25 protein-coding genes and 1 pseudogene are annotated in these 26,829 nt (G+C 70.0%); 12 read left to right on the top strand and 14 right to left on the bottom strand.

The window, feature by feature from the left end; translation table 11 throughout:
- Nucleotides 1–89: 89 nt before the first annotated feature.
- From M2157_RS41120 to adh, 4 genes are all read left to right on the top strand, one after another.
- Nucleotides 90–1,103 (top strand): acetamidase/formamidase family protein, encoded by a 1,014-nt coding sequence (locus M2157_RS41120; RefSeq protein WP_280856045.1) that lies wholly within the window; start codon nucleotides 90–92, stop codon nucleotides 1,101–1,103.
- Nucleotides 1,104–1,132: 29 nt separating this feature from the next.
- Entirely contained in the window at nucleotides 1,133–1,732 is a 600-nt protein-coding gene (locus M2157_RS41115; RefSeq protein WP_280867685.1) for a peptidoglycan recognition family protein, read from the top strand.
- Between the two features lie 279 nt (nucleotides 1,733–2,011).
- Nucleotides 2,012–3,292 carry a GAF domain-containing protein gene (locus tag M2157_RS41110; RefSeq protein ID WP_280867684.1) on the top strand — a complete coding sequence of 427 codons (1,281 nt, stop codon included), beginning with the start codon at nucleotides 2,012–2,014 and terminating at the stop codon, nucleotides 3,290–3,292.
- Nucleotides 3,293–3,347: 55 nt separating this feature from the next.
- Entirely contained in the window at nucleotides 3,348–4,871 is a 1,524-nt protein-coding gene (adh, locus tag M2157_RS41105; RefSeq protein WP_280867683.1) for an aldehyde dehydrogenase, read from the top strand.
- A gap of 232 nt (nucleotides 4,872–5,103) precedes the next feature.
- On the opposite strand, the pseudogene M2157_RS41100 reads toward adh, so the two are convergent.
- A pseudogene (locus M2157_RS41100) lies at nucleotides 5,104–5,435 on the bottom strand (transposase); the annotation flags it as partial.
- A gap of 296 nt (nucleotides 5,436–5,731) precedes the next feature.
- Between M2157_RS41100 and M2157_RS41095 the strand changes: the two are divergent.
- The 7 genes from M2157_RS41095 to M2157_RS41065 all read left to right on the top strand — a co-directional run bounded on the left by M2157_RS41095 (nucleotide 5,732) and on the right by M2157_RS41065 (nucleotide 13,237).
- Complete coding sequence (locus M2157_RS41095) at nucleotides 5,732–6,556, top strand: IS5 family transposase (protein WP_280867682.1); 825 nt, start codon at nucleotides 5,732–5,734, stop codon at nucleotides 6,554–6,556.
- A gap of 296 nt (nucleotides 6,557–6,852) precedes the next feature.
- On the top strand, nucleotides 6,853–7,677 hold the full coding sequence (locus M2157_RS41090) for an IS5 family transposase (RefSeq protein ID WP_280867682.1): 825 nt from the start codon (nucleotides 6,853–6,855) through the stop codon (nucleotides 7,675–7,677).
- Between the two features lie 1,001 nt (nucleotides 7,678–8,678).
- Entirely contained in the window at nucleotides 8,679–8,789 is a 111-nt protein-coding gene (locus tag M2157_RS41085) for a keywimysin-related RiPP (RefSeq protein WP_106409850.1), read from the top strand.
- 26 nt (nucleotides 8,790–8,815) lie between these two features.
- Nucleotides 8,816–10,666, top strand: a complete 1,851-nt coding sequence (locus M2157_RS41080; RefSeq protein ID WP_280867681.1) for a lasso peptide isopeptide bond-forming cyclase — start codon at nucleotides 8,816–8,818, stop codon at nucleotides 10,664–10,666.
- Between the two features lie 32 nt (nucleotides 10,667–10,698).
- On the top strand, nucleotides 10,699–10,953 hold the full coding sequence (locus M2157_RS41075; protein ID WP_280867680.1) for a lasso peptide biosynthesis PqqD family chaperone: 255 nt from the start codon (nucleotides 10,699–10,701) through the stop codon (nucleotides 10,951–10,953).
- The gene (locus tag M2157_RS41070; RefSeq protein ID WP_280867679.1) at nucleotides 10,950–11,387 is read left to right on the top strand and encodes a lasso peptide biosynthesis B2 protein; all 438 of its coding nucleotides are present in this window, start codon (nucleotides 10,950–10,952) and stop codon (nucleotides 11,385–11,387) included. Before M2157_RS41075 ends, M2157_RS41070 begins: the two co-directional genes overlap by 4 nt.
- Entirely contained in the window at nucleotides 11,384–13,237 is a 1,854-nt protein-coding gene (locus tag M2157_RS41065) for an ABC transporter ATP-binding protein (protein WP_280867678.1), read from the top strand. The genes M2157_RS41070 and M2157_RS41065 overlap by 4 nt, the downstream gene beginning before the upstream one ends.
- Nucleotides 13,238–13,344: 107 nt before the next feature.
- Here the strand turns inward: M2157_RS41065 and M2157_RS41060 are convergent, their stop codons facing one another.
- Nucleotides 13,345–13,893: a hypothetical protein gene (locus M2157_RS41060; RefSeq protein ID WP_280867677.1), complete on the bottom strand. Its 549-nt coding sequence runs from the start codon at nucleotides 13,891–13,893 to the stop codon at nucleotides 13,345–13,347.
- A gap of 517 nt (nucleotides 13,894–14,410) precedes the next feature.
- Here M2157_RS41060 and M2157_RS41055 point away from each other — a divergent pair.
- Nucleotides 14,411–14,785, top strand: coding sequence for a hypothetical protein (locus M2157_RS41055; RefSeq protein ID WP_280867676.1), 375 nt, complete (start codon nucleotides 14,411–14,413; stop codon nucleotides 14,783–14,785).
- 69 nt (nucleotides 14,786–14,854) lie between these two features.
- Here the strand turns inward: M2157_RS41055 and hypE are convergent, their stop codons facing one another.
- The 12 genes from hypE to M2157_RS40995 all read right to left on the bottom strand — a co-directional run bounded on the left by hypE (nucleotide 14,855) and on the right by M2157_RS40995 (nucleotide 26,783).
- Entirely contained in the window at nucleotides 14,855–15,934 is a 1,080-nt protein-coding gene (gene hypE / locus M2157_RS41050; RefSeq protein WP_280867675.1) for a hydrogenase expression/formation protein HypE, read from the bottom strand.
- Entirely contained in the window at nucleotides 15,927–17,054 is a 1,128-nt protein-coding gene (gene hypD, locus M2157_RS41045) for a hydrogenase formation protein HypD (protein WP_280867674.1), read from the bottom strand. The genes hypE and hypD overlap by 8 nt, the downstream gene beginning before the upstream one ends.
- Nucleotides 17,051–17,359 (bottom strand): HypC/HybG/HupF family hydrogenase formation chaperone, encoded by a 309-nt coding sequence (locus M2157_RS41040; protein WP_280867673.1) that lies wholly within the window; start codon nucleotides 17,357–17,359, stop codon nucleotides 17,051–17,053. Before M2157_RS41040 ends, hypD begins: the two co-directional genes overlap by 4 nt.
- A 31-nt stretch (nucleotides 17,360–17,390) precedes the next feature.
- Nucleotides 17,391–19,781 (bottom strand): carbamoyltransferase HypF, encoded by a 2,391-nt coding sequence (gene hypF, locus M2157_RS41035; protein ID WP_280867672.1) that lies wholly within the window; start codon nucleotides 19,779–19,781, stop codon nucleotides 17,391–17,393.
- Complete coding sequence (hypB, locus tag M2157_RS41030) at nucleotides 19,778–20,533, bottom strand: hydrogenase nickel incorporation protein HypB (protein WP_280867671.1); 756 nt, start codon at nucleotides 20,531–20,533, stop codon at nucleotides 19,778–19,780. The genes hypF and hypB overlap by 4 nt, the downstream gene beginning before the upstream one ends.
- A 3-nt stretch (nucleotides 20,534–20,536) precedes the next feature.
- Nucleotides 20,537–20,935, bottom strand: coding sequence for a hydrogenase maturation nickel metallochaperone HypA (locus tag M2157_RS41025; RefSeq protein WP_280856066.1), 399 nt, complete (start codon nucleotides 20,933–20,935; stop codon nucleotides 20,537–20,539).
- A gap of 261 nt (nucleotides 20,936–21,196) precedes the next feature.
- Nucleotides 21,197–21,742 carry a hydrogenase maturation protease gene (locus tag M2157_RS41020; protein WP_280867670.1) on the bottom strand — a complete coding sequence of 182 codons (546 nt, stop codon included), beginning with the start codon at nucleotides 21,740–21,742 and terminating at the stop codon, nucleotides 21,197–21,199.
- The gene (locus M2157_RS41015) at nucleotides 21,739–23,169 is read right to left on the bottom strand and encodes a hypothetical protein (RefSeq protein ID WP_280856068.1); all 1,431 of its coding nucleotides are present in this window, start codon (nucleotides 23,167–23,169) and stop codon (nucleotides 21,739–21,741) included. Before M2157_RS41015 ends, M2157_RS41020 begins: the two co-directional genes overlap by 4 nt.
- Complete coding sequence (locus M2157_RS41010; RefSeq protein WP_280867669.1) at nucleotides 23,166–23,849, bottom strand: DUF6084 family protein; 684 nt, start codon at nucleotides 23,847–23,849, stop codon at nucleotides 23,166–23,168. Before M2157_RS41010 ends, M2157_RS41015 begins: the two co-directional genes overlap by 4 nt.
- Nucleotides 23,846–24,487 (bottom strand): DUF5947 family protein, encoded by a 642-nt coding sequence (locus tag M2157_RS41005; protein ID WP_280867668.1) that lies wholly within the window; start codon nucleotides 24,485–24,487, stop codon nucleotides 23,846–23,848. Before M2157_RS41005 ends, M2157_RS41010 begins: the two co-directional genes overlap by 4 nt.
- Nucleotides 24,484–25,002 (bottom strand): hypothetical protein, encoded by a 519-nt coding sequence (locus M2157_RS41000; protein ID WP_280856071.1) that lies wholly within the window; start codon nucleotides 25,000–25,002, stop codon nucleotides 24,484–24,486. The genes M2157_RS41005 and M2157_RS41000 overlap by 4 nt, the downstream gene beginning before the upstream one ends.
- Nucleotides 24,999–26,783: a nickel-dependent hydrogenase large subunit gene (locus M2157_RS40995; RefSeq protein ID WP_280856072.1), complete on the bottom strand. Its 1,785-nt coding sequence runs from the start codon at nucleotides 26,781–26,783 to the stop codon at nucleotides 24,999–25,001. The genes M2157_RS41000 and M2157_RS40995 overlap by 4 nt, the downstream gene beginning before the upstream one ends.
- Nucleotides 26,784–26,829 lie beyond the last annotated feature (46 nt).

Here is a 26,829-nt window from a genome sequence, read left to right as displayed (position 1 = left end):
TCACGCGAGGCACCCAGCGGCCTCCGGAGCGCATGGCCGCCACCGCCCGTGGCCACCTCGCCGACCCCGCAGAACGGAGCTGTACAGCCATGAGGGACCCCCGGATCCTGACCGTACGGCCCGAACCCGACGAGTACGCCTGGACGTTCGGCGGCGCACCGCCCGTGGCCCGCATCGTGCCCGGCACGGTCCTCGACCTGTACACGGAGGACTGCTTCGCGGGGCGGGTACGGTCCGAGAAGGACCTGGTGTCCGAGGTGTGCGAGTTCCCCTTCTTGAATCCGCAGACCGGTCCCTTCCACATCGAGGGAGCGGAGCCGGGTGACACGGTCGCCGTGCACTTCGTGTCGATCGAACCGGCCCGGGACTGGGCCGCGTCGACCACGGTCCCCCTGTTCGGCGCGCTCACCTCGACGCACACCACCGCCACGCTGCAGCCCCCGCTGCCGGAGACCGTGTGGATCTGGCAGTTGGACCGTACCCGGCGCACGGCACTGTTCCGGGCGCGCGACAGCGACATCGAGATCGAGCTGCCCATGGACCCGATGCACGGCACCGTGGGAGTGGCTCCCGCCAATCTGGAGGTGCGTTCGGCGCTGGTGCCCGACGCGCACGGCGGGAACATGGACACACCGGAGATGCGGGCGGGTGTCACCTGTTATCTCGGGGTCAATGTGGAGGGCGCCCTGCTCAGCCTCGGCGACGGGCATGCCCGCCAGGGCGAGGGAGAGACCTGCGGGGTCGCCGTCGAGTGCGCGATGAACACCGTGGTGATCGTCGAGCTGCTCAAGGGGCTCGCCACACCCTGGCCGCGCATCGAGTCGGACACCCACATCATCTCGACCGGTTCGGCACGCCCGCTGGAGGATGCGTTCCGGATATCCCAGCTCGACCTTGTGCAATGGCTGGTGCGCGACTACGGGTTCAGCGAACTGGACGCGTACCAGTTCGCCACCCAGGCGGTGGAGTCGCCGTTGGCCAATGTGTGCGACACCAACTACACCTGCGTGGCGAAGATCCGCAAGGAATGGCTGCCGGCGCGCGAGACTCACCGCGGAGTACACGACCGGCTCCGTGAGACCGCGGTGGCCCTGCTTGGCTGAACACCGCTGAGACGAAAGGCACTTGATTCATGGAACGCGCCAGACCGCTGCTCGGCAGACGGCGGTTGCTGAAGGGGGCCGTCCTGGCCGCCGCACCGTACGCGCTGCTTCCCGAAGCCCAGGCCGGGGCGACCCCGCAACCCGTCGACCACCCGTTCGCCGAGTGGCAGCCTGCCACCCCGTCCAACTTCACGGCGGCGGAGCGACCCTGGTCCTACCGGGTGGACCGGGTGATCATCCACGTCACGCAGACCGCCTACACCGGCACCCTGGCCATCTTCCAGAACCCGGCGAAGCAGGTGTCCGCGCACTATGTCGTGCGATCGGCCGACGGGCACATCGCGCAGTGCGTGCGGGAGGCGGACATCGCCTGGCATGCCGGGAACTGGGACTACAACACCCGCAGCATCGGTATCGAGCACGAGGGATGGGTGGACAAGCCCGCCTACTTCACCGAGGCCATGTACCAGGAGTCCGCGAAACTCACGGCGGGGATCTGCGGGAGATACGGCATCCCCAGGGACCGCACGCACATCCTCGGGCACTACGAGGTACCGGGCACCGACCACACCGACCCGGGGCCGTCCTGGGACTGGGAGCGCTACTTGCGCATGGTCGAAGCCGTGTGAGCCGCCGGGTGGAGGCCAACGACCCCGCCCCGATCGGCACGCGCGCCCACGAGATCCCCATCTCGGCCGCCCTCTGGCGACAAAGGCGCGCTGGTCCGCCCTGCCGGCAATCGATGCCCGGGCGCTGGTCGACTTGGCTGAGCAATCCGGCGTGCGGGGTGCCCTCGGCGATACGGGTCCGTTCGGCGCATCGTTCGGGTGATGCCGGTCGAGGAGGTTGTTTGCGCGCGCACCCGGAGTGACGATGGTCGCAGCCGCGTCGCGTTCCGGGAGGCCGAGTTGACCGATCCATGGGTGGCCCTGGAACCGGGGGCCGACCCTGCCGAGCATCTCCGGCTGCTGCGGCGCGCGCACGAGACGTTCACCGAGGCGGGCACGGTGCAGCGGCCGGTGCGCCCGGTGGTGGCCGACTCGTGGCGGCGTTCCGCGCAGGCCGGTGTCGGGCCCGATGGGACCGCGAGCGTCGAACTGAGCGACGGGGACCTCGGCTCGTATCGGGCCGAGCACCCGCTGGCGCGGGTCATGCCGCTGTTCCGTGAGCTGATGGGGACCTTCGCCTCCGACGGGGAGCACCTGCTCGCGGTGTGCGACGAGCACGGCAGGCTGCTCTGGGTCGAGGGCCACACAAGGACCCGGCGGCAGGCTGAGTGGATGAACTTCGTGCCGGGCGCGCGGTGGGCGGAGACCGCTGTCGGGACGAACGCGCCGGGTACCGCGGTCGCGGTGGACCGGCCGGTGCAGGTGTTCGCGGCGGAGCACTTCATCCGCCGGGTGCAGCCGTGGACCTGCGCGGCGGCGCCGGTGCACGATCCCCGGACCGGGCGGGTCCTGGGGGCCGTGGACATCACCGGCGGGGACGGGCTCGCGCATCCGCACAGCCTGGGCTTCGTCCAGGCGGTCGCGCGGGCCGCCGAGTCGCAGCTGGCGCTGCTCCTCCCGCAGCAGCCCGCCACCGACACCTCTGAGCTGACCGCACTGGGCCGGGACGAGGCGCTGCTGGTCGGCGCCGGCCGCACGGTCAGGCTCAGCCGCCGGCACAGCGAGATCCTGGTGCTGCTGTCCCGGCACCCGGAGGGTCTGACCGGGGACGAGTTGCTGTGTGCGCTGTACGAGGACGAGTCGGTGACACCGGTGACGCTGCGGGCCGAACTGGCGCGGCTGCGCAGGGTGCTGGGGCCGGTGCTGTTGTCGTCGCGGCCCTACCGGCTGACCGTGCAGGTCGAGTCGGACGTGGCCGCCGTGGAGCGGCGGCTGGAGAGCGGCGCGGTCACCGCGGCGGCGCGGGGATACACCGGTCCGCTGCTGCCGGCCTCGCAGGCACCGGCGGTGGTCAGGCTCAGGCGCCGGATCGCCGACGGGCTGCGGACGGCTTTGATCGCCGGCCGCGACCCGGACCTGCTGGCGGACTGGGCACACGCGCCGTGGGGCGAGGACGACGTCGACGTGTGGCGGGCTCTCGCCGCCGTGCGGCCCACGGCGAGCGTCCGGGCCCGGCTGGCCGCGCTGGAGTCCGAGCTGGCCGCGCCGACGGCAACGTGGTTGCAACGTCCGCGCTCCTAGCCTCACGCCAGAGCTGCCCAACGGCGGGCAGCGCTGCTGAAGGAGGCTGGCCGGCATGACCCGTTACGCGGCACCAGGCACCGAGGGCGCGATCGTCTCCTACCAGGCGCGCTACGAGCACTTCATCGGTGGCGAGTACGTGCCGCCGGTGCGCGGACAGTACTTCGAGAACCCGTCCCCGGTGAACGGGCAGCCGTTCACCGAGGTCGCGCGGGGCACCGCGGAGGACGTGGAGCGGGCGCTGGACGCCGCGCACGCCGCCGCTCCGGGCTGGGGCCGGACCTCGGTGACCGAGCGGTCCGACATCCTGCTGAAGATCGCCGACCGCATGGAGGCGAACCTCGAAAAACTGGCGGTCGCCGAGAGCTGGGAGAACGGCAAGCCGGTGCGGGAGACGCTGGCGGCCGACATCCCCCTCGCCATCGACCACTTCCGGTACTTCGCGGGGGCGATCCGCGCGCAGGAGGGTTCGCTCGGCGAGCTCGACGACGACACGGTGGCGTACCACTTCCATGAGCCGCTGGGTGTCGTCGCGCAGATCATCCCGTGGAACTTCCCGATCCTCATGGCGGTCTGGAAACTGGCCCCGGCCCTCGCGGCGGGCAACGCGGTCGTCATCAAGCCCGCCGAGCAGACCCCGGCGTCCCTCCACTACTGGATGAGCCTGATCGCGGACCTGCTGCCGCCGGGCGTGGTGAACATCGTGAACGGCTTCGGTGTGGAGGCGGGCAAGCCGCTCGCGTCCAGTCCGCGGGTGGCCAAGGTGGCGTTCACCGGCGAGACCACCACGGGGCGGCTGATCATGCAGTACGCCTCGGAGAACATCAAGCCGGTGACCCTCGAACTCGGTGGCAAGTCACCGAACATCTTCTTCGACGACGTCTGGGCGCGGGACGACGACTTCCGCGACAAGGCGCTCGAAGGGTTCACGATGTTCGCCCTGAACCAGGGCGAGGTCTGCACCTGCCCCTCCCGGGCACTGATCCAGCGCGGCAACTACGCCGAGTTCCTCGAGGCCGCCGTCGCCCGCACCGAGCTCATCAAGCCGGGCCATCCCCTCGACACCGACACGATGATCGGCGCCCAGGCCTCCAACGACCAGCTGGAGAAGATCCTCTCCTACCTGGACGTCGGCCGGCAGGAGGGCGCGAAGGTCCTCACCGGCGGCGAACGCATCGAGTACGACGGCGAGTTGAAGGGCGGCTACTACGTCCAGCCGACGATCTTCGAGGGTGACAACCGGATGAGGATCTTCCAGGAGGAGATCTTCGGCCCTGTCGTCTCGGTGACCTCCTTCGACGACTTCGACGACGCCCTGAAGATCGCCAACGACACGCTGTACGGGCTCGGGGCGGGCGTGTGGACCCGGGACATGAACACGGCGTACCGGGCAGGTCGCGCGATCCAGGCGGGCCGCGTCTGGACCAACTGCTACCACGCGTACCCGGCGCATGCCGCCTTCGGTGGGTACAAGCAGTCGGGGATCGGGCGGGAGACGCACAAGATGATGCTGGAGCACTACCAGCAGACGAAGAACCTTCTTGTTTCATACAGCCCGAAGAAACTTGGGTTCTTCTAGAGCCTGAAGTCGGTTGCCTGGAGGCTTCGTTGCGCTCCAGGCAACGCGACATGAGAGTACCCAATGTAATGATTTGGATTCTTCTCGTTACTCTATGGCGTCCTTTGGAGTTCCACCCGGAGCAGTCGCGGACCAATTGGCGTCGGAGAACATCGCCCCGCGAGCCGCCTGCTCATGTGTGCAGCGACCAGACGAATACCCGTAGGCAGCACTCGAACCCGTACACCACTTCCCTGGACGCAACCGAGTCGATCGCGCACCGTGACCAGTCCAACTCTCCGCTCGCGCCGAGCTGATCCAGCATGACGCGATGCAGTTTGGCCCACACCCGATTCTTCGACCAGTACGTGAAGCGACGATGGACCGTCTGCCAGGAGGCGCCGAAGACCGGCGGTAGTTGTCGCCAGGTGCATCCCGACGTGGCTACGAACACGATCGCGGCCAGCACGGCGCGGTCATCACATCGACGACGCCCCCACCCTGCAAACGAGTTGGCGCCTTCGGCGCCACGTTCAGGAAGATCTCCCACAACCCATCAGGCACGAGTCGTGCCGCCATCCCCATACCGCAGCAACGACTCAACGCCAATCAAGACATCTTCTAAGTGAGCGTTTGGTTATGGTATTGAATGGTTCATGGCGAATTTCGGGAGCCAGATCGAGCGCCCAACGAAGTGATTCGCCGGAAACGCCGCTTCTGCGGCAATCAGCAGAACGGTAATGCGCCGGTTTCCTGGTAAGAGCTCCTGTCTCATTCAGGAACCTACCGGTTCGTACCGAGTTGAGAATGCACGCCCCGGTGCACCCAGCACCCCCGCACACGCCCTGCTCAGACCGACGGCCACCGCATACCCAGGCATCATGCAGCCCCCGCGGCCCTACCCCAGCGACCTGTCCGACGCCCGCTGGGAACTCATCCGCCCCACCCTCGAAGCCTGGCGCCAGGCCCGCAACGGCATCCGCAAACCCACCCACGACCTGCGCGCCCTGATGAACGCCATCCTCTACGTCGACCGCACCGGCATCCCCTGGCGCTACCTGCCCCACGACTTCCCGCCCCACCAGACCGTCTACGGGTACTTCGCCCACTGGGAAGCTGACGGCATCTTCGACCAGCTCACCGGGCTATTACGCGGCAAAGTCCGCCAGGCCGAAGGCCGCACCAGCGAGCCCAGCGCCTGCCTGATCGACAGCCAGAGCATCAAAACCTCCGCCACCGTCCACCTGACCAGCCAAGGCATCGACCCCGCCAAGAAAATCATCGGACGCAAGCGGCACATCGCCACCGACACGCTCGGCCTCCTGCTGGCCGTCGCCGTCACCGCCGCCAGCGTCCACGACTCCGCCGCCGGCACCCAGCTCCTGACCAACGTCCGCGAGCGCCACCCCACCATCACCAAAGCCTGGGCCGACAACGGCTACAAGACCAAAGCCGTCGAAGAAGCCGCCCACCTCGGCATCGACCTCGAAATCGTCCAACGCGACCCCACCACCCGCGGCTTCCACGTCCAGCCCCACCGCTGGGTCATCGAACGCACCCTCGGCTGGCTCATGCACCACCGCCGCCTGGCCCGCGACTACGAAACCCACCCCCACCGATCAGCAGCCATGATCCAAATCGCAGCCATCAACCTCATGACCCGCCGCCTCGCCCACGAAACCACCACCAACTGGCGCGACAGCTAAGCCAAACGAAACAGACAACGGAGAACCAAACGCTCACTAAGTGAGCGTTTGGTTCTGGTATTGAATGGTTCATGGCGAATTTCGGGAGCCAGATCGAGCGCCCAACGAAGTGATTCGCCGGAAACGCCGCTTCTGCGGCAATCAGCAGAACGGTAATGCGCCGGTTTCCTGGTAAGAGCTCCTGTCTCATTCAGGAACCTACCGGTTCGTACCGAGTTGAGAATGCACGCCCCGGTGCACCCAGCACCCCCGCACACGCCCTGCTCAGACCGACGGCCACCGCATACCCAGGCATCATGCAGCCCCCGCGGCCCTACCCCAGCGACCTGTCCGACGCCCGCTGGGAACTCATCCGCCCCACCCTCGAAGCCTGGCGCCAGGCCCGCAACGGCATCCGCAAACCCACCCACGACCTGCGCGCCCTGATGAACGCCATCCTCTACGTCGACCGCACCGGCATCCCCTGGCGCTACCTGCCCCACGACTTCCCGCCCCACCAGACCGTCTACGGGTACTTCGCCCACTGGGAAGCTGACGGCATCTTCGACCAGCTCACCGGGCTATTACGCGGCAAAGTCCGCCAGGCCGAAGGCCGCACCAGCGAGCCCAGCGCCTGCCTGATCGACAGCCAGAGCATCAAAACCTCCGCCACCGTCCACCTGACCAGCCAAGGCATCGACCCCGCCAAGAAAATCATCGGACGCAAGCGGCACATCGCCACCGACACGCTCGGCCTCCTGCTGGCCGTCGCCGTCACCGCCGCCAGCGTCCACGACTCCGCCGCCGGCACCCAGCTCCTGACCAACGTCCGCGAGCGCCACCCCACCATCACCAAAGCCTGGGCCGACAACGGCTACAAGACCAAAGCCGTCGAAGAAGCCGCCCACCTCGGCATCGACCTCGAAATCGTCCAACGCGACCCCACCACCCGCGGCTTCCACGTCCAGCCCCACCGCTGGGTCATCGAACGCACCCTCGGCTGGCTCATGCACCACCGCCGCCTGGCCCGCGACTACGAAACCCACCCCCACCGATCAGCAGCCATGATCCAAATCGCAGCCATCAACCTCATGACCCGCCGCCTCGCCCACGAAACCACCACCAACTGGCGCGACAGCTAAGCCAAACGAAACAGACAACGGAGAACCAAACGCTCACTTAGAGGTCGTTTTCATCGGCAGAGCCTGTTTCATCCCAACAAGTCCCCGTGGCGGAGCGGCCCTTCGGGGACTTTAGGGGCTGGCGTGATTGACGCGGCTTGAGGGACGCCTCTATTGCCCGTCTCATCCCGTGAAGCCTGTCTCATTCCAAGGGCAGTTGATATCGGCCATTACTCCCGCCGCCCTGTACAGGAACCCGAAACGTGAGAGGTACGAGTATCCATCCGTGACGCGTGAAGCGACACAAAGTAGCTAAAAACGACCTCTAAGGCCATCACCGTGGTGTTGACGAACTCGGGCGACCGGCCCATGAGCCCGAGTCGGCATCGGAGACGATCCGGAACGCCTCATGACGGGCACGGGGGTCCTCGGCCGACCTCGGTGGCACGAACGCGATCGGGACCGGGACGTGGCGCCGGGCAGGCGTCGGCGGACGCCGCCCCACCGGCTCACCGAGAACCTGTCCATTCATGTCCAGCGGGCTGCGGCCCCGTCCCGGCAGGGCGCCTCCGGTTCCGCGCCTGCGCTCGGCCCCGGCGAGATGTCCGGGGACAGTCCGGAGGGTGGAGCGAAGGGAAGCGGCGCACGTCCAGGAGCCAAGAGTGCGCCCGGCGGCGCTGCCCGTGACCGCCGTCGGGCGCACTCCGAGGGGAACGGCAGGCATCTGCCGAGACTCAGGTCAAAACGCTTCTTTGAACAAGCGCATACCCGACGCTCGAAACAATGCCGTGCAAAAGCAATCCGGGGGAATGGGCGCGCACTCCGAGGAGTTCAAATTCTCCATATTAACTGAGCTTCGTAAACGCTCTTGCCCTGGGCTCACGGTCTGCAGCTAGCTAGGTGCTGCGCCCACTTCCTGGTCCGGGTTCCCGATGAGCCTTGGGCAGACCGACGGCACGCCGGGCAGTCCCGGGGCCGTCGGTCAGGGAGGCGGTCGGGAAATCCGTACGTGAGGAGTAGTCATGAAGAAGGCCTACGAGGCGCCGACGCTCGTCCGGCTCGGTACGTTCCGCAAGGAGACGGGTCTGCTGGGCAAGCACGGCAACGACCGGCTGATCCTGAGCAAGAACTGACGACCGACGGTCCCTGACTCGACGTCATGACTGAACTGCACGAAAGTGCGGGGACGGGCCCCGGCGACGCGCACTTCGCGGTCTTCACCGACCGTGCGGACGCGGCCGCTGTGGCCCGCTCCTTCGCCCGTCCCGGAAGCCGGACCCTCGCGCACCCGTCGGGCCGGCCCTGGCTGGTCGGCCACTGGCACGACGACGAGGTCGTCACGGCGAACACCGGCACCGCCGCCGTCGCCCTCGTCGGCTGCTGCCCGATCGAAGCCGACGACCTGCGGCGCCGGATCGCACGGCTGCGTGATCTCGCGGAGCTCGACGCACTGGCCCGTTCCCTCCCCGGCAGTTTCCACCTCGTCGGCGCCCTCGACGGACAGGTCAGAGTGCAGGGCACCGCCTCCGGACTGCGCCTGGTCTTCCACGCGGAGATCGACGGCGTACGGGTGGCCGCCAGCCGCGCCGACACACTCGCCGCCGTCCTGGGCCTCGAACCCGACGTGGAGGAGCTGGCCGTACGACTGCTGTGGCCCGCCCCGTATCCGCTGTTCGAGACGTCCCTGTGGCGCGCGGTCACCGCCGTTCCCCCGCAGGACGCCGTGGTCGTCGCCGCGGACGGGCGCACCGTCCGGCACACCCGTTGGTGGACGCCGGCCGAGCCGATCCGACCGCTCGCCGAAGCGGCGCCGCAGATCCGGAAGGTGCTGGAGGAGGCGGTCGGCGCGCGTACCCGGCAGGGCGGTGTGGTGAGCTGCGACCTGTCCGGCGGCCTGGACTCCACCTCCGTCTGCTTCCTGGCCGACCGGTCCCCGGCCCGCGTGGTGGCCAGTACGTGGCCGGGACGCGATCCGGCGGACACCGACCTGTACTGGGCCGAACAGGCGGCGAGCCACCTCCCGGACGTCGAGCACGTGATCTGGGACGCCGACGACTCTCCGCTGGTCTACGAGGACCTGCTCGGCATCGACGACCTGCTCGACGAGCCCACCATCGGCGTCATGGACCGCTCCCGGGTCCTGCACCACCTGCCCGGCCTCGCCGCACGCGGCAGCCGACTGCACCTGACCGGCATCGGCGGCGACCACGTGGCCTGGTGCTCCGAGGCGTCCTACCACCGGTTGCTGCGCACCCGTCCGCTGTTCGCCCTGCGGCAGCTGCGGGGGTTCCGGGCGCTGTGGCAGTGGCCCCTCGGCGGCACGGTCCGCGCGCTCGCCGACTCCCGGCCGTACGGGAAGTGGCTCGCCGACGCGGCCCGCCAACTGCGTGACCCCATGCCGACGTCCGTCGCGACGGGTCTCGGCTGGGGCATGGCCCCGCGCCTCTTCGACTGGGTGACCCCCGAGGCCGAGAGGATGGCCCGCCGGGCACTGCTGAAGGCCGCGACGACGGCTTCGCCGCTCCATCCGGACCGGGGCCTGCACACCGACCTGGAACAGATCCGCTCGTGCACCCGCGTCATCCGGCAATGGGACTGGATGGCGGCCCGCGCCGGCCTCCCGATGGCGTCCCCGTTCTTCGACGACCGCGTCATCGAGGCGTGTCTGGCCGTCCGCCCGAGCGAGCGCGTCACGCCATGGCGGTACAAACCCGTCCTGAGCGCCGCGATGAGCGGAATCGTGCCCGAGGCCTGCCTGCGGCGGACCAACAAGGCCACGGCCTCCATGGACGCCTCCAACGGGCTGCGCGAACACCGCGCCGAGTTGCTGGCGCTGTGGGAGGGCTCCCGGCTTGAGGAGCTGGGGCTGGTGGACGGTGCCGAGCTGCGCCACCTGGTCCGGCGACCCGCCTCCCGCGGGCTGTCCGACGCCATCCTCTACTCCACGATCGCCGCCGAGGTGTGGCTGCGGGGACTCGCCCGCGACCGCGGCCGCGTCCCGCGCCCCTGACCACATCCGCCACGTCAGAAAGGCCCACCCACATGCCCTTGCGGTTCGGTGACAATGTCTCCACGGCCGAGACCGACTACGGCACGGTGCTGCTGGACGAACGGGCCGGCGCCTACTGGGAGTTGAATCCGACCGCCACCCTGGTCGTGCGGACGCTGCTCGACGGCGGCGAGGAGTCGGACGCGGCCGCCGCCCTGGTCCGGGAGTTCGACATCGACCAGGCGCAGGCCATGCAGGACGTCGAGACGCTCGTACGGGAGCTGCGGTACTCGGGGCTCGCCTCATGACGACACCCAGCGCGCTGCAACGACCCACCGGTGTTTCCCTGGCCCGACGCCTGGCCGCCCGCCTCGTCCTGCTCCCCGCCGTCGCCCTCGCCCTCCTGCCACCCCGCAGCATCCGTACCGTACTCGGCATCCTGCGACGCGGTGCCGCGCCGGCCACCACGGCGCAGGCTCAGAACGCGCGCGACGCCATGTGCGCCGCCAGCCTGCGCTGCGCCGGACCGAAGGGGTGTCTGCCGCGCTCTCTGGGGGCGGCACTGCTGTGCCGGCTCGGCGGAACGTGGCCGACCTGGTGCACCGGCGTACGCGTCGTCCCACCCTTCACCGCGCACGCCTGGATCGAGGCGGAAGGCAGTCCCGTCGGCGAGGGTGTACCGGAGGGCTACTTCGCCCGGCTGGTGGCCGTCCCCCCGCTGTCGCGACCGACGGACCGATGACCGGCACGACGGTCGCGAACGGCGGCCGGGCCCGGGTCGCAGAGGGGGACAAGTCCACCCGGACGGCGGTGGCCACGATGTACCGGCTCACCGCCGGGCACCGGAGCGCCATCGCCGTCGCCACCGTACTGACCCTCGTGGGCTCCGCCCTGGGTCTGGCCCAACCGCTCGTCGCCAAGCACGTCGTGGACGCGAGCGGCCGTGGACAGGTCATCTGGCCACTGCTGGCACTCCTTGGCGCGCTGTTCGTCACCGAGGCGGCGACGGGAGCCGCCGGGCGCTTTCTTCTGGAGCGGATGGGCGAACGTGTCGTACGGCAGCTCCGGCACGGGCTGGTGGGGCGGCTACTCCGGCTGGAGATGAGGGAGTACGACCGCCAACGGGGCGGCGACCTCATCTCTCGGGTGACGGCCGACACCACCTTGCTCCGGGAGGTCGTGTCGCAGGCCCTCGTCGATCTGGTGACGGGAAGCCTTGTCGCCGCAGGGGCGATCGTCCTCATGGCGTGGCTCGACCCCCTGCTGCTGCTCATGGTCGCCGTCACCGTGGCCGCGGCGGCCCTGGTCGTCGCCTCGCTGCTCACGCGCATCCGATGCGCGTCCGAACAGATGCAGGACTCGGTCGGTGCCATCGCCGCCGACCTTGAACGCGCCCTCGGTGCCCTGCCGATGGTCCGCGTGCATTGCGCCGAGGAGCGCGAGGCAGCGGGCATCGGCGCACGCGTCGAGGAGGCCTACGGCGCGGGGGTACGCACCGCGAAGATCGCATCTGTCATGAGCCCCGCTGTCGAACTCGCCGTCCAGGGCTCCTTCCTCATCGTCCTGGTCGTCGGCAGCCTGCGTGTCAACGGCCATGCCGGCTCCCTCGGAGATCTCGTCGCCTTCCTGCTGTACGCCTCGTACCTCGTCCTGCCGCTGTCCTCCGTCTTCCATGCCATGGGCCTCATCCAACGCGGGATGGGCGCCTACCAGCGCATCGACCAGACGCTCCGTCTGCCCGTCGAGCCCACCGCACCGCGGATCCCACGAGTCCCCGTCGCCACACCCCCGCCGGCCGGGCCGTCCGACACCCCCGAGCAGCCCGCCCTCGCCCTGCGCGACGTCCACTTCGGCTACCTCCCGGACCTGCCAGTCCTCCGCGGCGTCTCGTTCGCCGTCGCGCACCGGCAGCACGTCGCCCTGGTGGGTCGGTCCGGAGCCGGCAAGAGCACGTTGTTCGCCCTGGTGGCGAGGTTCTACGAGCCGGATGCGGGCCACGTGCTCTTCGACGGGCGGCCCGCGACCGAACTCACCCGTGCCGCATGTCGCCGACACATAGCGGTCGTCGACCAGAACGCGCACGTCGTCCGCGGCACCCTGCGCGACAACATCGCCTACGCCGTGCCCGACGCCTCGGAAGCGGAGATCCGGCGCGTCATGGAACTGGCCCGACTCGAAGAAGTCGTCGACCGGCTGCCCGGCGGGCTGACCGCCGTCATCGGTGAACGCGGCGCCACCCTCTCTGGCGGCGAACGCCAACGTGTCGCCCTCGCCCGCGCGTTGCTGGCCCGCCCCACGCTGCTCCTGCTGGACGAACCCACCTCCCACCTCGACGCGATCAATGAATCGGCGCTCACCACCGTCATGAAGGACGTCGCCCAGGAGTGCGCTTTGCTGGTCATCGCGCACCGCCTGTCCACCGTGCAGCACGCCGACCACATCGTCGTGCTGCACGAGGGCCGCACCGCCGCCGGCGGACGCCACGAGGAGCTACTGGCCGACAGCGCCCTTTACCGCGAACTGGCCGTGAGCCAGATACTCAGGCCTGGCGGGCGCCCCGGAAGGGGCAACCGAGCGGGGACATCGGGTTGAAGCCGTCCCGTCCTCGCGGCCCAGCCGGCCCGAGAACCGGACCACGCATGGGCCAACGGCCCGGCGGTCGCGGACATGGACATGGACATGGACATCGTTCCTGCTGGTCAATCGCGGTGCGGCAGCTGGACCACCATGAGATGAAGAACCTCGAGATGGGCCTGCCAGGATTCGGCCTCGAAAGACTGGCCGACATCGCCCACGGCGGCGCCTGGCACATCGGTGTCCTCGCCGCACCCGGCATCCCCGAGATGCTCCTGGCCGACCGCGAGCGGGAATTTTGGGGACAGTTCGCGTGGCCATGCAAGCGTCCCATCAGCCGGCCGACCGTCAGTATCAGAAGGCGGCACGGGTGCCGTCGGCGTCGGCGGGGCCGGGAAAGCCGGAATGGACGTTCCGCCGTCTTGCAAGCGCCGGGACCTCCTGGTGCACTTCCGCACCTTTGGCGGGACCTGGCGGAGCGCTGCCGGGAACAGGTCCACGCTGACGTGCTTCGGCAACTCGGCCTCGATGTCAGCCCAGTACTGCTGGATGTCGTGTCCGTGCCCGGCGGTCGTCTCGTTGACGCCCTCACCACGGTCGTGCCGGAAGTCCTCGGGGCCGGCGACATTCGCCGCCCGCTGCTGGACGCGTTCCGTCAAGGTGGTCAGGGCCATCACTGCTCCTTCTTGGGCACGCGCAGCACACGGGCGCAGCACGCCTCGTACTCGGTGGGGTACTTCTCCTTGATCAGGTCCATGTCGAGGACCTCCGGCCGCCGTCCGACACTCGGCGGCGATCTCCGGGTACATCTGCGCGAACCGCTTCTTCGCTGCCGCAGACCAGGCGCATCTGAGCGTTGCGTCGATCGGGAGGGCAGTCCGAGACCAAGATCCGGGCCATTCTCGGACCACGTTGCCACCCGTCGGCCGACAGCGCACCGTCACCGCAGGTCAGCGTGGGTACTGCTCATGTACCACCAAGAGACGAAGAACCTCTTGGTCAGTTACTCGCCCAAGAAACTGGGCTTCTTCTAGATCACCTCGACCACTTACATGAGGGCCTCTCCGGGAGGCCCTCACCCACGTCAAGGACACGCATAGCGTGCCCAAAATATTACAAGGTGGGATAATTTACTTAACTTGAGACGCGTTACCGGCGCTCCCCACCGACCGTGAAAAGGCGGATCCGACCATGTCGAAGAAACCACGTTCGTCCGAGCCACCGCACGGAAAGGGCCCCAGTCGGCACCAGGACACCGAACATCACGGCTGGTCACCCGACGTGGACGAGACCCGCCAGCAGGACAACCCGAGCGCCGAGCGCTCCTTCCGTGCCGAGCATGCCGGAAAGCGCGGCCCGGGCCGGACGAAGTCCGCCGAGGAGACGAAGTCCGTCCCCGGTGACACGGTCGAGAGCCCGAACGCGAGCGGCGAGGAGTACGGCGACGCGGACGAGAAGGGCAGGCGCGACACCGGACGCAAGGGCCGCTCCCAGCGCCCCAGCGGCACGAAGGACGCTGCCGCCAAGACCGGCGTGGACCCACAGGATCCGCCGTCCGGGCGCTGACCGGATCAGCCCCTCCGATCGGGCCCGGTCGGTCCCGGACGGCAGGTTCTTCGCCGAGCGCCATCCCTGTCAGCAGATCCGCGGCAGTTGCTCCCCGATCGGCAGATCGACCACCCGCGTTCCTCCCAGGCCGGTCCGTGCCACGACCATGCCGGGATGCGCCTCCACGGCCTCACCGATGATCACGGAGTCCGCGCCCAGCGGATGGGTGCGCATCGCCCCGAGGACGGCGTCGGCGTGCTCGCGCGGGACGAAGGCCACCAGCTTGCCCTCGTTGGCGATGTACATGGGGTCCAGTCCGAGAATGGCGCAGGCGTTGGCCACGGCCGGCGGGACCGGGACATCACGTTCCTGGATGACCACCCCGGTGCCGGAGGCCTGCGCGATCTCATTGAGCGAGGCGGCCAGGCCGCCCCGGGTGGGGTCGCGCAGGACGTGCAGATCCGGGGTGACGGCGAGCATGGCGTCGACCAGGCCGCCGAGCGCCGCGCAGTCGCTCTTGATCTCCACCCCGAATTCCAGTCCCTCGCGGACGCTCATGACCGCCACCCCGTGGACGCCGATGGCGCCGCTGACGATCACGACGTCGCCGGGGACGACCCGCTGAGGGCACAGATCGACGCCCGCCGGGACGAGACCGATGCCCGCGGTGTTGATGTAGATCCCGTCGCCGTGGCCGGCCTCCACCACCTTGGTGTCGCCGGTGGCCACCTCCACACAGGCGGTGCGCGCGGCCGCGCCCAGCGCCTCGGACACGCGCGTGACCACGTCGAGCTCGACGCCCTCCTCCAGGATGAATCCGCAGGAGAGGTAGGCGGCGCGGGCGCCGCTCATGGCGAGGTCGTTGACGGTGCCGTTGACCGCCAGGTCGCCGATGCTGCCGCCGGGGAAGAACAGCGGCCGCACCACGTAGGAGTCGGTCGAGAACGCCAGCCGGGCACCGCCCAGGGACAGGACGGCGGCGTCACCCATCTGGGCGAGCACCTCGCCCCCGAAAGCGGGAGCGAAGATCTGCTGGACCAGTTCGGCGGAGAGCACTCCGCCGCCGCCGTGGCCCATGACGACACGCGGCCGGTCCCGCAGGGGCGCCGGACACGTCCACGCCTCGACGTCCAGGGCGGGGACGGGGAGATCGGTGGTGTCAGACAACGGGGGTCGCCTCCTGTGCCTTGGTGGCGGGCATGTCCAGCCGGCGGTAGAGGTAGTACGCGGCGCAGGCTCCCTCGCTGGAGACCATGGTGGCCCCCAGCGGCGTACGAGGCGTGCACAGAGTGCCGAAGGCCTCGCACTCGTGCGGCTTGAGCAGTCCCTGCAGGACCTCTCCGCTGCGGCACTCGGCCGGCTCCTGGGTGCGGATGCCCTCGACGGAGAAGCGGTGCTCGGCGTCGTAGGCGCGGTATTTCGGTGCCAGCCGCCAGCCGCTCTGCGGGATCACCCCGATGCCGCGCCAGGCGCGGTCGGTGACCTCGAAGACGTCCTCCAGCATGGCCCGGGCGGCCGGGTTGCCCTCCGCGCGAACGGCACGGGCGTAGGCGTTGTCGACGGTGTGCTCACCGCGTTCCAGCTGCCGGACGGTACGGCGTACGCCTTCGAGGATGTCCAGTGGCTCGAAGCCCGTCACGACGATCGGCACCCGGAAGCGCTCCGCCAGTTCCGGGTACTCCCCCATGCCCATCACGCTGCAGACATGGCCGGCCGCGAGGAAGCCCTGCACCCGGCAGCTCGGCGAGGACATGATGGCCTCGATGGCGGGCGGTACGCGGACATGGGACACCAGCATGCTGAAGTTCGGGATGCCCAGTTTCCGGGCCTGATGGACCGTCATGGCGTTGGGGGGTGCGGTCGTCTCGAAGCCGATGCCGAAGAACACCACCTCGCGGTCCGGGTTCTGCTGGGCGATCCGCAGCGCGTCGAGCGGTGAGTAGACGACGCGCACGTCACCGCCCTCTCCGCGGACCTGGAACAGGTCCCGTCCGGTGCCCGGCACGCGCAGCATGTCGCCGAAGGAACAGAAGATCACCTCCGGTCGGGAGGCGATCTCCAGAGCCTTGTCGATGACCTCCAGCGGAGTGACGCACACCGGACAGCCGGGTCCGTGGATCAACTCGACCTTGTCCGGCAGGAGTTGGTCGATGCCGTGCCGGATGATGCTGTGCGTCTGCCCTCCGCACACCTCCATCAGCGCCCACCGCCTGGTCACCGTGGCGTGGATGTCGTCGAGCAGCCGGCGGGCCAGCTCCGGGTCCTGGAACTCGTCGATGTACTTCACTTGTTGCCCACCTCTTCCACCGGTTCCGAGCCCGCCGCCTCCGCCGCCGCGGTTTCCCAGGGGTCACCGAACTCCTCCTGCAACAGGCCGAGTTCGGCGAAGAGTTCGAGCGTCTGTCGCGCCGACTCCTCGTCCAGCCGTTGCAGGGCGAACCCGACGTGGACGATGGCGTACTCGCCGACCTGGAGGTCGGGCAGATACTCCAGGCACACCTCCTTGACCACGCCGCCGAAGTCGACGGTGGCCATCCGGGTGCCGTCCCGTTCCTCGATGTCCAGCACTCTGCCGGGTACCGCCAGGCACATGAGCCTCTCCTCGCTGTGGTCGCGCGTTTGCTCAGTCGGTGGGAGTGAGTGTGGGAGTGACGCGGGCGGCCACCATCAGTTGGCCCAGGGCCAGGCCACCGTCGTTGGGCGGCACCAGGTGGTGCCGCAGGACCGTGAAGCCGTCCTCGCGCAGGGTGGCGGCACAGGCCGAGGAGAGCAGCGTGTTGGCGAACACGCCTCCCGTCAGGGCGACCGTCTCCAGCCCGTGCCGCTCTCGCGCCCGCGCGCACATCCGGTGCACCAGGCCGGTCACGCCCCGGTGGAAGCGCGCGGCGACCAGGGCCGGCTCGACGCCCGCGCGCAGGTCGCCGACGATCGCCGCCAGTACGGGTGCCGGATCGGCCCGTACGGCGCCGTCCCGGTTCTCCTCCGGCGCGTGCAGGGCGAAGGCGTACGCGGTGGTGTCGTCGGCCGGTGCGTGCAGAGCCGCCCCCTCCAGTTCGACGGCGGCCTGTGCCTCGTATCCGGCTCGGTGGCACACCCCGGCGAGAGAGGACACGGCGTCGAAGAGCCGGCCCATACTGGACGTGGGGACACAGTTCAGGCCGCGCTCCAACTGCCTTTCCAGGACGTGGAGTTCGTCGGGCGGGCAGGCGGTCGTACAGACGAGGTCGTCGGACCAGTCGATCCCGGCCGCCCGCAGATGGGCCAGCGCCATGCGGTACGGCCGGCGCACCGCGGCGTCACCACCGGGCAGTGGAACATACGCGAGATGCCCGAACCGGGTGAAGCCGTCGTAGTCCGCGAGCAGGAACTCCCCGCCCCACACGGCGCCGTCGTCGCCATGGCCGGTGCCGTCGAAGGCGACGCCGATCACCGGCCGGGTGCCGTCCAGTCCGTGCTCGGCCATGGCGGCGGCAATATGCGCGTGATGGTGCTGGACGCGTACGACGGGCCGGTGCACCGCGTTCCGGTCGGCCCATCCGGTGGAGCGGTAGCCAGGATGCCGGTCGCAGACCAGGGCCTCGGGGTGCACCCCGGTAATGGACTCCAACTGCGCCACCGCGCGCTCGAAGACCCGCTGTGTGCCGACGTCGTCCATGTCGCCGATGTGCGCCGACAGCCAGGCCTGCCGGCCCGCCCCGAGACAGAAGGCGTTCTTCAGGTCTCCGCCGACGGCGAGGGCCGGCCGCACGGGCAGCGGGAGGGAGACCGGCAACGGGGCATAACCACGCGAGCGGCGGATCACGAGTGGCTCCCCGTCGCAGACGCGGACCACGGAGTCGTCGCACGGGACGTGGATCGGCCGGTCGTGGGTGAGCCAGGCGTCGGCCAGGTGCGCGAGTCGCTCCAGCGCCTCGTCGTCGTCGGTGACGATCGGCTCACCGGACAGGTTGCCGCTGGTCATGACGAGCAGCCCGGGACCGTCCGGGTCGCCTGGCAGACCGAGCAGCAGATGGTGCACGGGCGTGTAGGGCAGCATCACGCCGAGGTCGGGGCTGCCGGGTGCCACGGCCTCGGCGGGCCGGGGATCCCCGCCGGCGTGCGGACGCCGCCTCAGCAGGACGACCGGCCTGGCACGGCCTTCGAGCAGGCTCCGCTCCGCCGGACTCAGCCGGACGAGGTGACGGACGTCGTCCGCGGTCCTGGCCATGACAGCGAACGGCTTGTCCCCGCGTGCCTTCCGTCGGCGCAGGAGGGCGACCGCCTCCTGGTTCGAGGCATCGCAGGCCAGGTGGTAGCCGCCCAGGCCCTTCACGGCGAGGATCGCGCCCCGCTTCAGCAGCGCGCGGGCCTCGGTGACCGGGTCCGCCCCCTCGGCATTCCCGAGCCGTGCCTCCTGCGCGAGGACCAGCCGCAGACGGGGCCCGCAGGCCGGGCAGGCGACCGGCTGCGCGTGGAAGCGGCGGTCGGCCGGATCCGCGTACTCCCGGGCGCAGTCGGGGCACATCGCGAAGCCGGCCATGGTGGTGTTCGCCCGGTCGTACGGCACGCCCGTGACGATCGTGAAGCGCGGGCCGCAGTGAGTGCAGTTGACGAAGGGGTGCCGGTAGCGCCGGTCCGCCGGGGCGGCCAGTTCGGCGAGGCAGTCGGCACAGGTGGCGGAGTCGGGGGAGACCAGGGTGCGGGCCGGTCCGCCGGTGCGGGAGGTGAGGATGGTGAACGCGGTGCCGCCGCCGACGGGAGGCATCTCCCGGTGGTGGACGGACTCCACGCGGGCCAGCGGCGGTGCCTGGGCGGCGATCAGGTCGCAGAACCGGGCCACGGCCGAGGCGCTGCCCTCGACCTCCGCGACGACGCCCTCCGGGGTGTTGGTCACGTGTCCGGCCAGGGCGAGTTCGGTGGCAAGGCCGTAGAGGTAGGGCCTGAAGCCCACGCCCTGCACCACTCCCCGGACGGTGACCCGGCGGCGTCGCAGGGTGTTCTCGGCGACGGCGGTCGGAGCCTGCGGACCGCTCACGAGTGGGTGTGGGCCATGGTGCCGGTGGCCTCCGGGTGCGTGTGCGGGTGACCGTGGTGATGAGGCTGCCGGGCCATGACCGGTGAGTGGACGGGTGTGCCGTCCACGGCGGCCAGCGCCCGGTCGAGCAGCGCGCCGACTCCCTGCCCCCGGCGTGCCGACGTCAGGATCACCTCGACTCCGGGGTTGACCTGCTCCACATTCGCGCGGAACGCCGCCTCGTCGAACTCGACGGCCTCCGCGATGTCGGTCTTGGTGACCACCACGAGGTGGGCGAGGCCGAAGGCGGTGGGGTACTTGAGGGGCTTGTCCTCGCCCTCCGTCACGGAGGCGAGGGTGACCCTCAGTGTCTCCCCCAGGTCGTAGGAGGCCGGGCAGACCAGGTTGCCGACGTTCTCCACGAACAGCAGCCGGGTGTCGTCGGGCAGCCACCCGTCCAGGTGTCCGGCGAGCATCCCCGCCTCCAGATGGCACAGTCCGTCGGTGAGCACCTGCTTGACGGGGACCCCCGAACGCGCCAGCCGGGCCGCGTCGTTCTCGGTGGCCAGATCGGCGCTCAGCGCCGCGACGGGAACGGCCCTCTCCCGTGCCCGCAGCAGTTCGCGCTCCAGCAGCGCGGTCTTTCCGCTGCCCGGACTGGACAGCAGGTTGACGACCGCGGTGCCTCGAGCCGCGAGGTGCGCGCGCAGTTCGTGGGCGCTCGCGTCGTTCTTCGCGAGTACGGCCTGCCGCAGGTCGACGACACGACACATGGTTCAGCGCTCCTCGGAGATCGGTTCGCGGGTGGGTGTGTGCGTGGGGTCGCCGTCCTCCCAGTGGACGTCGAGGATCTGCAGTTCCCGGCCCGCGAGCAGGTCGGTCTGCGTACCGCCGCACCTGGGGCAGGTCAGCCGGGGCGGCATGCCGACGGCCCATTCGTGTGCGCAGGGGGTGCAGCGGGCCCGCCCCGGCACCGCTTCTGTGATCAGTTCGGCGCCTTCCAGCAGGGTTCCGGCGCAGGCCAGCTCGAAGGAGAAGGCGAGCGCATCGGGTACGACGCCGGCCAGTTCGCCCACCTGGAGCCGTACCGATCGCACCGCTGTGACGTCACCCGCCCGCGCGGCGGCCTCTTCCACCTGGTCGACGACGGCCAGCGCGACGGACATCTCGTGCATGGTTTCCGTCCTTCCGTCCGCGGCTGCCTCCGGTCGGCCTTCATTAGAGGCGCGCGCGGCCGGGTCGCACGGCCCGGCACGCCGTTGCCGGCCGCCGGGTAAGCCGTTCGACCCAACCGCGCGGCACACCGGAGGCGGCCACGATTCACATCCGTCTGATGCGCAGGTAGCGCCTCAGGTCGGGAAGTACCTCGACGACGACAGCGACCATGGCGGCGACGGCCGCCCCGCCGATGACGATCTTCTTCATCCCGTCTCTCCTCATGTCGGAGCCTCAGCGGTTGAGGCCCGTGCCACGGACGGCTCGCCGTCCCGCAGCAGCTCTTCGATCAGCCGGACGGCCTCCGGTACGGCGTCGGACACCGGCGGACTGAGACCGATGCCCTCGTCCACCGAGGCCGGTTCACATCCCACGACCAGGACGCGACGTGGTGGCTCGCCGCCGGTCCCGGCGCACAGGGTGCCCAGCAGTGCCAGGACGGTGTCCGGGGTCATCCGGTGGCCGTCCAGCGCGGGGGCGGCGGGTGAAGGGCTCCCCCCGCCGACGTCGTGTTCGATCACGTACAGCGTCCCAGGGGCTTCGCCACGTGCCGTGGCGTCCACGAGGACGAGGGTGTCGTAGCCGTCCAGCAGCTGATAGGCGAGGTGCACCCCGCGGACCCCGATGTCCACGACCTCGATGTGTCCTGGCAGGTCGAGCTCGGCGAGCCGGCGGGTGATCTCCACGCCGAAGCCGTCGTCCCCGAGGAAGATGTTGCCGATGCCGGCGACGAGGGTCCTGGGGCCCGACTGCGGCGAGGGGTTCATACGTCGTCCTCCAGCGGTGTGACCTCGTCCGGCTGGAAGTACAGGAACCGTCCCTGCTCGCGGCGGACGTCGGCGCCCGGGTCGCCCTCCACCGTGACCGCCAGGTGCACCCCGCCGTCCACGTCGTGCAGCACCGCCTCGACCTTCGCGGTGCGGCCCCGCAGGAAGATGTCCTGCGCGTCGGTGCGCCGCAGGCCCGGGTGCAGCTCGACGCGGCTGCCCTGGCCCACCGACCGGCCGTCCACGACCACCCGGTCCCGCGCCGGGTCGAAGCCCGCCTCGCTCGCGGGGTCCCACCAGGGGGTGTCCGGCCGGATCACCCCGTATTCGTCGGGGAAGCCGCCGTCCGGGGCGGCGGGGCCGGGACCGGTCACCTCGCGCAGGCTCCGCACCGCCCCGTGCAGACGCTCCAGAACCTCGGGCGGCATCGAGTCCGCCAGCTCGATCACGGCGGCCGCCCGCTCGTCCGTACCCCGGGCCTCGCGTTTCTCCTCGTCGGTGAGGGCCGCGGTGCGCAGCGCGAGGATCTCGTCGATCTCGGTGGCGTCGTAGAGCGCGCCGGGACTCTCCGGCGCGATGGCCGGATGGTCCTGCAGGATGATCGGCGAGGACAGCACGAGGTCGTCGCGGCCGGGCTCGCCGGCGAGTACGGGCCAGGTGTGCAGGTTGCGGCAGGCGGCGACGGCGCCTTTCGCCCACTCGGGGGGATCGGTCATCGACAGGAATGATCCGGCGCTGAGAGCCATGAGGAGGTGGGTGGCCACGAGGGAGTGAGGCAGCGCCGCCTCCCGGTCCGCGCCGCGGCCCGCGGGCGGTGTCCAGTCGCTGGTGTTCTCGACGACGGCGGTCAGCCGCACGGTCCGGTAGGGGCCGTCGAGTTCGAGGGCGGAGAGCCGTACCGTCCCGCTGATCTCCTCGCAGCGCCTGACCAGTCGGCCGACGGCACGGCCGGTCTCGTCCAGGACCGGCGCGGTGTCCTCGCGGGCGGGGAGCCGGAAGGGATGCGTGACGCCGTCGCCGAGGAGCTCGTCCATCGACGCGACCACCTCGACGCGCTCCTCGCTTCCCTCGTCCCAGGGCACCAGCACCCGGTCGTCGAGGTGGAGTTCGGGCACCGTGTCGAAGCCGCCGCCCGGACGGGCCCGCTGCACCGTGCGCCTTCGGGCGTGCAGGAAGCGCACCTCGACCGAGAGGGTCGCCCCCGCCTTCGGTTCCATCAGGCATTCGGTGTGCTGGAAGTCGTGCTCCTCGCACTCGGCGCCCCAGCCGGGCGGCACGAGCACACCGAACTGCCAGCGCAGCCGGTTCTTGGCCGCCGAGGCGCGGTACGGGTAGAGGACATAGCCCTCGAAGAGGACGGCGTCGGCCACCTGCCGGGCGAGAGCGAAGCGCTCCTCGGTCTCGGGGGCGAACGCGGTCACGGTCACGGTTCGGTCCTTCCGGTGGTGGCGGTGAGGGCGCGCAGCGGGTCGTGCGCGGGCGGGTCGGCACCCTCCAGCAGCGCCGCGACGGTCGCCTCCCAGGAGGGCAGGGCGTGCCGGGAGCGGTAGGCGAGGAGGGCGTCCATGGTGTCGCGGGGCAGCCGGATCCAGCCGCAGCCGGGGAAGTGCTGCTCGACCATCTCGCGCCAGGCGGTGACAGGCATCCGGAAGGCCGCCTCGCGGTCCCACGGGACGGGCTCCACCTGGAAGCCGCCGGTTCCGGTGAACGCCGTACCGGAGAAGAGCATCAGCAGGGGGACCTCGCCGTCGGTGAGGGCGGTGAGATAGCGGGTGGCGGCGATCTCCATGTCGTAGGTGCAGGGCACCACGAGGTCGGTCTCGATCTCTCCGGTGAAGCTCGGGACCATGACCGAGACCTGCGCGAACTGCACCGGCTGGAGCGTGCTGCCCCAGCGTGAGCGCTCGCCGAAGAGGTCCGCGAGACCGTCCGCCTCGGCGGGCGCGTAACCGCGGCGGGCGGGTTCGATGCGGATCTGGCAGCGCAACGCGAGGGCGTGCACGCGCGCGTTGTCGGCGGCGGTGACGCGCAGCCGGAAGACGAGGGTCGGTCCGGCGGCGTACTGGTCGGCGCGAACGCCGGTGCAGGCGAAGGAGAACGCGGTCACGGGCGCACCGCCTCGTCCACGGGCCGGGCACGTCGTGAGACGTCCGCGAAGAACGCGTCCAGCGCGGCCCGGGCCTCGGCTCCGCCGTCGAAGCCCTGCCACAACAGGCGCATACGGCCCACGAGTTCGTAACAGATGTCGATGGGTACGAGGTGGCACTCGCAGCCGCCGTTCGTGCGGCGCAGCAGCAGCGCCTCCACGTCGGGTTCGAGGAGTTCGGCGAGGCGGCTGTCACCGAGGACGTCCGTCCAGGTGGCCGGGTCGAGTTCGCTCTCGGTGGCTCCGGCCGGGCTCGGGTAGAGGGCGACCAGCCGGTCGAGCGCCGCGTTGCGGAAGAGGAAGGCGACGCCGACCGGGATCTGCAGCGCCTCCCACGCGCTCTCGTCGAGGCGGTGTCCGGGGTCGGTGAGGTAGCGGGCCGGGACCGTACGGAAGCGGCCCTCGGCGGCGCCCGGCTGCTCCATCAGCAGCGCGCACGGGGCGCAGGCGCAGACGAGGGCGCGTTTCTCGGTGTCGACGAGATGACGGTGACCCGCCTCCACCGCCACAGCGCACAGCTCACACCGTTCGGGCTGCGGAGGCTTCTCGGTGAGGAACCTCCGCAGGCCGGGCGGGCGCGTCGCCGGGGACGCCGTCATCGGGCCCCCGTCGGTGCGGTGCCGATCTGGAGGAGCGTGGGCCCCGCGGGGGCGGTCTGTACGTCGACCGCCCTCACCTCCGGTGCGAAGCAGGCGAGCGCTGCCTCCGCGGCCTCCCGGGCGCCCGTGCCGGAGCCGCAACCGCAGCCGTCGGCCTCCCGGGCCCGCAGCGTCAGGGTGCCGCTCTCGTCGTCGAAGCCCACCACCTCCAGGGCGTGTTCCCGGACACCGTCGAGGGCGCGGGCGATGCGGGTGTCGCGGTCCTCGGGGTGCAGGTCGTGCAGGACGAGCAGGCTCGCGACCAGGTCGTCGCCCAGGAGGCGTGCCGCTGCCTCGCCGGGAGCGGCGGACAGCAGGTGGAGGATGCGGGCGAGACCGGCACCGTAGAAGTCCATGAGGGAGCGGACGAGTTCCTCCGCGGCCGCGGCGGCGGCCGTGTCGCCGCGCTCGGCCAGCCTGTCGAGGACCTCCTCGACGCGGCGCCCCGTCTGCTCCGCGGAGCTGACCGCGCTCATCCGCCCAGTCCGCTCAGGCCGGTGGGCACGTGCATCGACTTCACCGTCTTGCCGCCCCCGACGTACATGTGGACGCCACAGGGCAGACAGGGGTCGAAGCTGCGGACGGCGCGCATGATGTCGATGCCCTTGAAGTTCTCCGGGGTGTTCTCCTCGAAGATGGGCGTGTTCTGCACGGCGTCCTCGTACGGGCCGGGCGTGCCGTAGGTGTCCCGGACGCTGGCGTTCCAGGGGGTCGGCGGGTACGGGTGGTAGTTGGCGATCTTGCCGTCCCGGATCACCATGTGGTGGGAGAGGACACCGCGGACCGCCTCGGTGAAGCCGACGCCGATGCTCTCGTCCGGAACCTCGAACTTCTCCCAGGTCTGGGTGCGTCCGGCGCGGACCTCCGCCAGCCCCTTCTCCGCACAGTGCAGGGCGACGGCGGCGGCGTACGCCTGGAAGTAGGTGCGGGCGCGGTTGCGCTCCAGCGCGTTGGACCACTTCGGGATCTTCCACTCGAAGGTGGTCTCCGGCTTGGTCATGGTGCGGGGCAGGTTGATGACCACGCTCTGGCCGGTGGCCTTGACGTACCCGATGTCGACGAGACCGGACAGGGCGGTCGACCACAGGCGGGCGATGGGGCCGCCACCGGTGTCCAGGGCGAGGTGGTCCTTGCCGTCGAACCAGCGCGGGGACATGACCCAGCTGTACTTGTCGTCGAAGTTCCGCTTCTGCGGGGTGGGGATGGTGTGCTGGTTCCACGGGTGGCGGGGGTCCACCGGGTTGCCGAGCGGGTCATGGGTGACGAACTGCTCCTGGCCCTGCCAGTCCTCGTAGTAGGAGCTGCCCAGCAGGATGCGGATGCCGAGGTTGATCTCGGTGAGGTCGTTGGTGACGAGCTTGCCGTCGACGATGATGCCGGGCGTGACGAACATGCGCCGGCCCCAGTCGGTCATGTTGGCGTAGGTGAAGTCGCAGTACTCGGGGTCGTTGAGCGCGCCCCAGCACCCGAGCAGGACACGCCGGCGGCCCACTTCCTCGTACCCGGGCAGCGCCTCGTAGAAGAAGTCGAACAGGTCGTCGTGCAGGGGCACGACCCGCTTCATGAACTCCACGTACCGCATCAGGCGGCTGAGGTAGTCCGTGAAGAGCTGCACGGAGGCGATGGTGCCGACGCCGCCCGGGTAGAGCGTGGAGGGGTGCACATGGCGGCCCTCCATCAGGCAGAACATCTCCCGCGTGTAGCGGCTGACCTGGAGGGCCTCGCGGTAGAACTCGCCCTCCAGGGGGTTGAGCGAGCGCATGATGTCGGCGATCGTGCGGTAGCCGTGCTCCGCGGCGTGCGGGGCCTCGGTGCGCTCGGCGAGCTCGAGGACGCCGGGGTTGGTCTCCTTGACCATCTTCTCGCAGTAGTCGACCCCTACCAGGTTCTCCTGGAAGATGTTGTGGTCGAACATGTACTCCGCGGACTCGCCGAGGTTGATGATCCACTCAGCGAGGTGCGGGGGCTTCACGCCGTACGCCATGTTCTGCGTGTACACCGAGCAGGTGGCGTGGTTGTCTCCGCAGATCCCGCAGATGCGGCTGGTGATGAAGTGCGCGTCGCGGGGGTCCTTGCCGCGCATGAAGACGCTGTAGCCACGGAAGACCGACGAGGTGCTGTAGCACTCCGCGACCCGCTTCTGCTTGAAGTCGATCTTCGTGTGGATGCCCAGGCTGCCCACGATCCGGGTGATCGGGTCCCAGGCCATCTCCACCAGGCCGCTGCCGTCGCCGGCCGCCTTCGTCGTCGGTGCCATCTGTGTGCCGTGCCCTTCGTTGCGCGGGAGGTTCGGGTGGGGGTGC

Origin of the sequence: Streptomyces sp. SAI-127 (assembly GCF_029894425.1) — a bacterium.
In the GTDB taxonomy this organism is placed as follows: Bacteria; Actinomycetota; Actinomycetes; order Streptomycetales; family Streptomycetaceae; genus Streptomyces.
Note: the sequence above shows the minus strand (reverse complement) of the source record. Positions and strands in the feature narration are given on the sequence as shown.